A 7,707-nucleotide genomic window follows, 5' to 3' on the forward strand; every position below is an offset into this window, starting at 1 on the left:
GCGCGGACGAGCGTCACGCCCGCCGCCGCGCAGCGGCCCTGGACGTCGTCCGGCGGCTCGGCGGCGAAGACCAGCGTCCAGCCGCGGGGCAGCCGGGTCCAGGCCGGTGCGTCGTCGACCGTCAGCTTCGTGGCGTCGGCCAGGACCACGATCGAGCGCGCCCGGGCGGCGACGCGCTCCTTGACCGCCGTCTCCTCCAGCGTCGGCTCGCCGACGCCGCGTTCGGGGTCGACCGCGTCCGCGCCGAGGAACGCCGCCGAGAACGACAGCCGGTCCAGCGCGAGGTCGGTGAGCGGGCCGACCAGGCCGTGGCTCAGCGGCCGGACGCTGCCGCCGAGCATCACCACGTCGATGTCCGGCGCCCCGGCGAGGAGTTGCGCGGTCTCCAGGCCGCGGGTGACGACGACGCTGCCGCCCGCGGGCGCGTCGGCGTCGAGCAGCTGCCGGGCGAGCGCCGCGCACGTCGTACCCGCGTCGACGAACACCGCGCCGCTGCCCGGCACCAGCGCGAGCGCCGACTCCGCGATCGCGGCCTTCGCGTGCAGCCGTACCAGCGCGCTCTCCCCGACCGGCCGCTCGGCGAACGCCTCGGGCACCACCGCGCCGCCGTACGTGCGCGTCACCCGGCCGCCCTCGGTGAGCCGGCCCAGGTCGCGCCGCACGGTGGACGGCGACACGGCGAGCGCCGCGGCCAGCTCCTCCACCTGCGTGGTGCCTTCGCGGAGCAGCCGCAGCAGGGCTTCGTGCCGCTCGCGCGTGCCGCGTCGCGCCGTCGGGTGGGCCACACGTGCCTCCGTCTGTCGGGTCCGTCCGCCGCGTCACGTCCTCCGCGGCGGGCGGGAGGTCAGCCGTACGTCCGGCGGATCCGCTCCGCGAACGGGCTGTAGTCCACGCCCGCGAGATACGCCGAGAGCATTGTGCCGTGATCGGCCCGGCCGGTGCCCGCGATATCGAAGGCGGTGCCGTGGTCGACGGAGGTGCGCAGGATCGGCAGGCCGACGGTGACGGAGATGGTGCCGTCGAAGTCGTAGGTCTTGGCGGGGATGTGGCCCTGGTCGTGGAAGTGGGACAGCACGCCGTCGTACCGGCCGACGAGGCCCTGGTGGAACACCGAGTCCGCGGGGACGGGACCGCTGACGTCGAGGCCCTCGGCGCGGGCCGCGTCGCAGGCGGGGCCGATGTGCACGATCTCCTCGTCGCCGAACGCGCCGTTCTCGCCGCCGTGCGGGTTGATCGCGGCGACGGCCAGGCGGGGCGACTCGGTGCCGAAGACCTGGAGCGCGGTGACGGCCTTGCGGATGGAGTCGCCGACGCGCTCCGCGGTGATCTGGTCGAGCGCGGTGCGCAGCGCGACGTGCCGGGTGGTGAAGAAGATCCGCAGGTGGTGGCCCTCGGCCGCGGTGTTGCGCACGACGAACATGGTGTCCTGGCGGGTCACGCCGGTCAGCTCGCCGAGCATCTCGGTGTGGCCGAGGTGCTTCGAGCCGGCCTGCCAGATCGCTTCCTTGTTGATGGGGCCGGTGACGATCCCGGAGACCCGGCCGTCGAGCGCGGCCCGGGTGGCGACCTCGATGGCGGTGACGGCGGCGCGGCCGGCGCGGGCGTCGACCCTGCCCCACTCGGGGACGTCGGCGCCGAGTTCGCCGGTGTCGAAGACGTCGATGACGCCGGCGCCCGCGGGCTCGGCGTCGAAGCCGCTCACGGCGCGTACCTCGACGTCCAGGCCGGCGGCGCGGGCGCCCCGGCGCAGTGCCTCGGCGTCGCCCACGGCGATTCCGTGGTGCGCGGGGTGCCCGGTCTGCCCGGCGACCTCGGCGAGGGTGCGCGCCGTGATCTCCGGGCCGATCCCGACGGGGTCGCCGAGGGTGACGGCGAGGACGGGGCGGACGGGGCGGGTCATGGGTGGTTCCTCCTCGTGCTGCGGCGGCGCGCTGCGCCGGCCGGTGTGCTGCGGGCGGTCCGAACTCCTCGGACCTGTCGGGGTGCGGGGGGTTGACGGGGTGCACGGGGTCAACGCCTCCCGGCGGCCGGAACGTGCCGCCGGGCGGCGGCGGCCGCGCGGCGCAGGTGGGCGACGCAGACGACGGTGGTGTCGGCGTCGCCGATCAGGCCGCCCTTGGTGACGACCGGCAGGCCGGCCCAGTCGCCGCCGACGAAGCTGCCGGCGACCGCCAGCGGCTCCAGCTCCTCCTCGACGTCGAGCCCGGCGGCGCCCAGCGCGGCGAAGAGCGCGGCGGACACGTCCCCGCCGGTGGCGAAGAGGCCGTCGACGGGCTGCCGTTCGAGGGCGGTACGGACGGTGCGGGCCAGCTCCGCCGGCAGCCGCGCCGCGTCCGCGGGGTCCAGCCCGACGACGTCGGCCTCGTCCAGCACGGTCGCGAGCAGCACGACCTCGCCGGGGCCGGCGGCGGCCAGCTCCGCCGCCAGAGCCTCGGCGGTGGCGGCGGGCTCGGGGACGGGCGAGCCGGGTGCGGTGACGGGGCGTACGACGCGCACCGGTTCCGCGGCCCGCAGCCGGGCGAGCTGGGTGCGGGTCAGCGCGGTGGCGGACCCGGAGACGGCGAGCACGGGGGCGCCGGCGGCGCGGCCGGTGATGCCGAGCGCGCGGGCCAGCGCCACCGAGCCGGGGCCGGAGTCGACGCCGGTCCACACGATCCCGTCGCCGCCGGCGGCGACGGCCGCCGCGGCGGTGCGCTCCAGGTGCTCGACGGTCAGCGCGTCGGCGACGATCACCTCGGCGCCGTCGGCGATCGCCTTGTCGAGGTGGGCGCGGAGCCTGCCGCTCTCGGCGGTGACCGCCGACAGCGGCAGGCGGGCGATCCGCAGGTCCGCCTGGCGGCGCAGCAGCTCCGCGATGTCGGAGGTGGCCACGGGCGAGCGCGGGTCGCGGGCCAGCTCGGTCTCCTCCAGCCGCACGCCGTCGAGCAGCTGGGTGCCCTGGACGGTGTGCCTGCCCGCCGCGGGGTGGGCCGGGGCGCACAGGGCCACGGCCCGCCGGCCGGAGGCCGCGCGCACGGCGTGCAGCAGGGCCTCGGCGGAGGCGCCGACGTTCCCGCGGAGGGTGGAGTCGACGCGGTTGCTCACCAGCTCGGCCGGCCAGCCGGCGCGGACGGCCGCGGCCACCCGCCGCGCCGCCTCCGCGGGCGGGCAGTGCCGGCTGTCGGTGCTCACCACCACCGCGTCGAACCGCTCCGCGAGGCCGGCGAGGACGTCCGGTCCCTGGTCGGCGCCGACCGTGACCGCGCGCAGCCCGGCCCGGGCGAAGCCCGCCGCCGTGGCGTTCGCGCCCGTCAGGTCGTCCGCGGCCACCAGCACCGCCGCTCGCCGGCCGGCCGGCCGGACCCTCGCCGGCCCGTTCACAGGAACGTGCTCGCGATCAGCAGCAGCGGCAGCGAGCCGAGCCACACGGCCGTGGTGATGCCCGACCAGCCGCGGATGGCCGCGATGCCGTCGAGGCCGGTGAAGCGGGTGACGACCCAGAAGTAGGAGTCGTTGAAGTAGCTGAAGACCATCGAGCCGGCGCAGCAGGCCAGCGCGGCGAGCAGCGCGGAGATCCCGAGTCCGTCGACGAGCGGCGCGGTGACGGACGCGGCGGTGATCATCGCCACCGTCCCGGAGCCCTGCGCGACCCGTACCAGGGTGGCGATGAGGAACGGCACCAGCACGCCGGGCAGGTTCCAGGACGAGATGGCCTCGGCCAGCTCGTCGCCCACGCCGGTGTCGCGCAGCACCTGGCCGAGCGCGCCGCCCGCGCCGGTGATGAGGATGATGAGCCCGGCGGACGCGGCGGCCTCGGAGAGCCAGCCGCCGACCTGGCTGCGGGTCGTCCAGCGGGGCAGCAGCACGTACACCGCGAGCACGATGCCGATCAGCAGCGCCACGACGGGGCTGCCGATGAAGGCCAGGGCCTTCGGCAGGGCCGAGGGCTCGTAGTCGTCGGAGCCGACCGCGCCCTGGCGGTCCTGGTCGATGGCGGTGGCCACCGTGTTGGCGACGATGAGCAGCAGCGGCACCAGCAGCGGCAGCACGGCGAGGCCGGGGCTCATCCGGTGCGGCTTCTCGCCGGGCGGCGGGGTGCCGAGGGCGGCGGCCGGGTCGTGCTCCGGCGCCAGGTCGTCCGCGGGCTCCTCGTCGGTCTTGGCCAGGTCGGCCGGCGCCCCCGCGGACCCCGGTGCGGAGCCGGCGGTGACCGTGGCGGTACGGGCCGCGCCCGGGCCGTAGACGGCCTCGCGGACCTCGTCGGACACCTCGCTCTCCAGCTTCGGCCCGATCCAGCGCGCGTAGCCGACGACGACGGGCAGCAGCGCGATGGCGAAGGTCAGGCCCGCCAGCACCAGCGCGCCCAGCTCGGCGTCGAGGATGCCGGCCACGCCGAGCGGGCCGGGCGTCGGCGGCACCAGGTGGTGGGTGAGGGTCATGCCGCAGCCCAGCGCGAGCGCGAGCGTCACGTAGCCGGCGCGCTTGACGCGGGCTATGGAGCGGGCGAGCGGGTTCATGATCACGTAGCCGGAGTCGCAGAACACCGGGATCGAGACGACCGCGCCGGTCGTGCCCATCGCCCAGGGCTCCCGGCCCTTGCCGAAGGCCCGGACGAACGCCCTGGCCAGCGCGTTCGCGGCGCCGGAGACCTCCAGGATCTTGCCCAGGCCGACGCCCAGGCCGATCACGATGCCGATCGAGCCCAGCGTCGAGCCGAAGCCGGCGGTGATCGAATCGAGGATGTCCGTGGCGGGCGCGCCCGCGACGAAGCCCGTCACCAGTGAGGCGATGAGCAGTGCGACGAAGGCGTCGAGTCTGGTGCGCAGCACGATGACGATGATCGTGGCGATACCGAGCACGAGCGCCGCCAAGAGCTGAAGATCCACGCCGATCCTCCTCCGACTTTGCTGTGGACGTCCGTTCGGACCCGCACATCATGCACGGGTAACCTGCGCGAAACAAGCAGTCTGCGCAAGATTTTCTGCGTAGTTCGCGCAACTGCAGATGTCGGCCCTGTCGGCCATCCTCCGGTACCGGGGCGCCAGGCCGTAGGGTCGTCGTGCCCGGGACCTGCGTGACGGTCGCCACCGCCGCTCGTCGCCCGCCCCCGTTCACCGCCGTGGACCGCCATGAAGGAGTCGCCCGTGTCGGCGCCGTCTCCCCGCACGCAGCAGGCCCTGCGGCAGCGGAACCTGTCCCTGGCGCTGCGCGCCGTGGCCGCCGGGGGCCCGCTGTCGCGCGCGGCCGTGGCGGCGCGGATCGGCATGACGCGGGCGGGGGTCGCGGCCGTCGTCGACGAGCTGCTGCGGGCGGGCCTGCTGGTGGAGCTGGGCCCGGGCCGGCCGGGCACGGTGGGGCGGCCCGGCAGCGCGCTGGCGCTCAACGACCGCGGGCCGTGCGGACTCGGCGCCGAGATCGGCGTGGACCACCTCGCGGTCTGCGCGGTGGACCTGCGCGGCCGGATACGGGCCCGGGTCGCGGCCGACGCGGCGAACCGCGACCGGCCGCCGGGGCCGGTGCTGGCGCGGCTCGCCGGGCTGATCGAGCAGGTCACGGACGAGGTGCGGGGCGAGGGCCTGACGCCGACCGGGCTGACGGTGGCGGTCCCGGGCCTGATCGCGCGCGACGAGTCGACGGTCGTACGGGCCCCGAACCTCGGCTGGCAGGGCGTCGACCTCGGCCCGCTGCTGCCTTCCGCGCCGCCGGCCCGCGTGGGCAACGAGGCGAACCTCGGGGCGCTGGCGGAACAGCGCCTGGCCGGGAGCGCCGGCCCGGGCGGCCCGGCGGAGCCGCGCGGTGCGGGCGGGGGCGGGGAGGCCGCGACGGGGACCGGGCCGGCGGGCACCGGCACCGGCACGTCGGGAACGGGCACCGGCGCGGACGGCACCAGCGGCCCCGGTCCCGGGCGCCACTTCCTGCACGTCTCCGCCGAGATCGGCATCGGCGCCGCCGTCGTCATGGACGGCGAACTGCTGCGCGGGGCGCACGGGTTCGCCGGCGAGCTGGGACACGTGCCCGTGCGCCCGCAGGGGCGGCCGTGCGTCTGCGGCGGGCGCGGGTGCCTGGAGCAGTACGCCGGCGAGGAGGCCGTGCTGCGGGCCTCCGGGATCGACCCCGGGCGGGCCCGTGCCGAACACCCGGGCCCGGGCGGGCGGATCGCCATGCTGTCCGCCCGCGCCGCCGGCGGGGACGCGCTGGTGCGGGCGGCGCTGCGGGAGGCGGGCGGCGCGCTGGGCGTCGCGATCGCCGGCACGGTGAACGTGCTCGACCCGGAGGCCGTCGTGCTGGGCGGCGCGCACGCCGGTCTCGCGCCGTGGGTGGTGCCCGCCGTCGAGCGCGAGCTGGGCCGCCGGGTCGCCGACCCGGCCCGTACCGTACGGCTGACCGTCTCGGCGCTCGGCGCCGAGGGGCCGCTGCTGGGGGCGGCGTTGAGCGTGGTCGACGCCGTCATGGAGGCGCCGGGCACGGTGGCCGCCGGCTGACCCGGGCGCACCGGGCCGCCGGTGCGCCCCACCCCGCTCCGACCTCCGCCTTTGGTCCGCCCATTGGCAGATCCGGCCGTGTCTTGGCAGGGGCGCGTCAGGTCCTCATGATGGGTTTCGAACTGTCATGTACGCGCAAATGTCCCTCCGCTGTCAGGAGCCCCATGGACTTCGCGAACCTCCCCCGCAGGCGACTGCTCCAGGGCGCCGCCGCCACCGCCGCCGCGGCCGGCCTCGGCGGCCTCGCCGCCTCCCCCGCGCACGCGGCGCAGTACCCGCCGACGCACTGGATACCGGCCGACCCCTCCAACTACACGCTCTCCGGCCGCCCGACCCTGTACCCGGTGGACTTCGTGGTCGTGCACGTGACCCAGGAGTACTTCCAGGACGCGGTGGACATCTTCCAGGACCCCGGCCGCAACGTGTCCTCGCACTACCTCATCGCCTCGGCGGACGGCTACATCGGGCAGCTCGTCCGCGAGAAGGACATCGCCTGGCACGCCGGGAACTGGGACTACAACACCCGCAGCATCGGCATCGAGCACGAGGGCTGGGTGGACCAGCCGGCCTGGTTCACGGACGTGATGTACCGGCGGTCCGCGCAGCTGACCGCGGCGATCTGCGACCGCTACGGCATCCCGCGCACCCGCGCCCACATCATCGGCCACAACGAGGTCCCCGGCGCCACCCACACCGACCCCGGCCCGAACTGGAACTGGACGACGTACATGCGGCTGGTGCGGAACGCCTGACGCCCGGCGCCGGGCCCGCGAGCACCCGGTGGGCGGCTCAGGGGTGTTGCCGCTCACCGGGTCCCTCCCTCCGAAGCCCGACGCGCTTCCTGCATGCCGCTTGCACGATGCGGGCGCGGCCCGTCGGCGACGGAGGACGTGACGCGCCTGACCGAGGAGTGGGACGGGGCGGAGCGGCGCCGGTTTTCCCGGTGACGCGGGCCGCGGTGTGCGGATACGGTGAGGCCGGGCGGGGCCTGCGGATCTGGTGCGCGCCCGGCCGTGCCGGTAGCGGGCGGCCGTCGCCGTCGAGGGTTCGGCCGACGGCCGCCGGAGCCCGGTCCCGAGGACCGCACCCCGGGGCCGGGCTCGCCTGTGCCGGGGACGGGACAGACGGGCGGGCGGGACAGGCGGCGGATCCAGCGGCCGGCGGGGGCGCCCCGGCGCCGCCGGGCGTCAGCCGGCAGCCCCTCCGACGGCCGCGGCGGCCCCCACCAGCCCGGCGTCCTCGCCGA

At 76.6% G+C, this 7,707-nt stretch carries 6 protein-coding genes; 2 read left to right on the forward strand and 4 right to left on the reverse strand.

The window, feature by feature from the left end; all coding sequences use genetic code 11:
* From ABD317_RS30715 to ABD317_RS30730, 4 genes are all read right to left on the reverse strand, one after another.
* Window positions 1–785, reverse strand: a 785-nt coding sequence (locus ABD317_RS30715) for a DeoR/GlpR family DNA-binding transcription regulator (RefSeq protein ID WP_344294115.1), incomplete at its 3' end; no start/stop codon positions are given.
* 59 nt (window positions 786–844) lie between these two features.
* Window positions 845–1,900 carry a 4-hydroxythreonine-4-phosphate dehydrogenase PdxA gene (gene pdxA / locus ABD317_RS30720; protein WP_027757355.1) on the reverse strand — a complete coding sequence of 352 codons (1,056 nt, stop codon included), beginning with the start codon at window positions 1,898–1,900 and terminating at the stop codon, window positions 845–847.
* Between the two features lie 110 nt (window positions 1,901–2,010).
* Window positions 2,011–3,315 carry a four-carbon acid sugar kinase family protein gene (locus ABD317_RS30725; protein ID WP_344294117.1) on the reverse strand — a complete coding sequence of 435 codons (1,305 nt, stop codon included), beginning with the start codon at window positions 3,313–3,315 and terminating at the stop codon, window positions 2,011–2,013.
* Window positions 3,316–3,356: 41 nt separating this feature from the next.
* Entirely contained in the window at window positions 3,357–4,865 is a 1,509-nt protein-coding gene (locus ABD317_RS30730; protein ID WP_344294119.1) for a GntP family permease, read from the reverse strand.
* A gap of 258 nt (window positions 4,866–5,123) precedes the next feature.
* Here ABD317_RS30730 and ABD317_RS30735 point away from each other — a divergent pair, with 258 nt between their 5' ends.
* Together ABD317_RS30735 and ABD317_RS30740 are read left to right on the forward strand one after the other, a co-directional pair.
* A complete protein-coding gene (locus ABD317_RS30735; protein ID WP_344294121.1) occupies window positions 5,124–6,461 on the forward strand; it encodes an ROK family transcriptional regulator in 1,338 nt (445 codons plus the stop codon).
* Window positions 6,462–6,625: 164 nt separating this feature from the next.
* Window positions 6,626–7,213: an N-acetylmuramoyl-L-alanine amidase gene (locus ABD317_RS30740; protein WP_344294123.1), complete on the forward strand. Its 588-nt coding sequence runs from the start codon at window positions 6,626–6,628 to the stop codon at window positions 7,211–7,213.
* Window positions 7,214–7,707 lie beyond the last annotated feature (494 nt).

Source organism: Streptomyces synnematoformans (assembly GCF_039531005.1).
GTDB lineage: Bacteria > Actinomycetota > Actinomycetes > Streptomycetales > Streptomycetaceae > Streptomyces > Streptomyces synnematoformans.